This is a genomic window from Massilia oculi, assembly GCF_017582745.1.
Taxonomy (GTDB): Bacteria; Pseudomonadota; Gammaproteobacteria; order Burkholderiales; family Burkholderiaceae_D; genus Telluria; species Telluria oculi_A.
The window spans coordinates 1-1052 of record NZ_JAFVIM010000084.1 but is presented as its reverse complement, the minus strand read 5'-3'; the positions used below and the strand labels follow the sequence as shown (position 1 = coordinate 1052).

Sequence of the window (1052 nt, the reverse complement as noted above, 5' to 3'; positions counted from 1 at the left end):
GGCTTTGTTGCACAAATCGGCCCATCAGCGGCCGAGGCGCAGCACGGGTAAACTGACGGCATGATTGCTCCCGTAAAGCTGAAGTACCGAACGACCAACTGGAAAGACTACAACGCGGCATTGAAAGCCCGCGGCTCGCTGCTGATCTGGCTGGACAAGGACATGTGCTGGCACGGCAGTGCGAGCGGCAAGCGGGGCCGCAGTCCGAAGTACAGCGAGGCGGCGGTCCAGTTCTGCCTGACCGTTAAGGGCCTGTTCAATCTGCCCTTGCGCCAGGCCATGGGTATGACGCAGAGTCTGCTCGGGTTGGCCGGACTGGACTGGCAAGTGCCCGACTTCAGCACGGTCAGCCGGCGCCAGAAGCGTCTTTCGGTGACGATCGGAGCGCAGCCGACGACGACGGGATTGCACCTGCTGGTCGACAGTACAGGCATCAAGATGCTGGGCGAAGGCGAGTGGAAGACGAAGAAACATGGTGCCGACTACCGTCGCCAATGGCGCAAGATCCACCTTGGCATTGACGCGGCCACGCTGGAAATCCGGGCGATCGAGGTGACCGACAATGCCACCGGCGATGCCCCAATGCTGCCGTGCTTGCTCGACCAGATACCCACCGAGGAGGTTGTCGCGAGCGTCAGTGGCGACGGCGCCTACGACACGAAAGGCTGCCACGAAGCGATTGCACAACGCGGAGCGCAGGCACTCATTCCGACACGCAAGAACGCCAAGCCATGGAAGGACCAGCGTCCCGGTGCCAAAGCGCGCAATGCCATCCTGGCGGCCACCCGCCGGCTTGGCCGGAAGATCTGGAAAAAGTGGAGCGGGTATCACCGGCGCAGCCTTGTCGAGACCAAAATGCGTTGCTTCAAGCTGCTTGGTGAACGCGTCATGGCGCGCGACTTCGACCGTCAGGTCGCCGAGTTGCAGGTCCGTGCCGCCATCCTCAATCGCTTCACGCGCTTGGGCACGCCCACGACCGTAGCGGTGACCATGCCGTAAATCCGTCTGGGGTTTGGGGTACTACGCGCTCAATTGATTTATGCAACAAAGCC

General features: G+C 61.9%; 1 protein-coding gene. It reads left to right on the top strand.

What is annotated here, in order from left to right; genetic code table 11:
• The first annotated feature begins 60 nt into the window (after nt 1-60).
• Nucleotides 61-999: an IS5-like element ISEcl7 family transposase gene (locus J3U95_RS28220; protein WP_045911956.1), complete on the top strand. Its 939-nt coding sequence runs from the start codon at nt 61-63 to the stop codon at nt 997-999.
• Nucleotides 1000-1052 lie beyond the last annotated feature (53 nt).

Bases quoted from the DNA above. Each gene is read 5' to 3' on its own strand.
- J3U95_RS28220 (WP_045911956.1), top strand. From the start codon at position 61: ATGATTGCTCCCGTAAAGCTGAAGTACCGAACGACCAACTGGAAAGAC.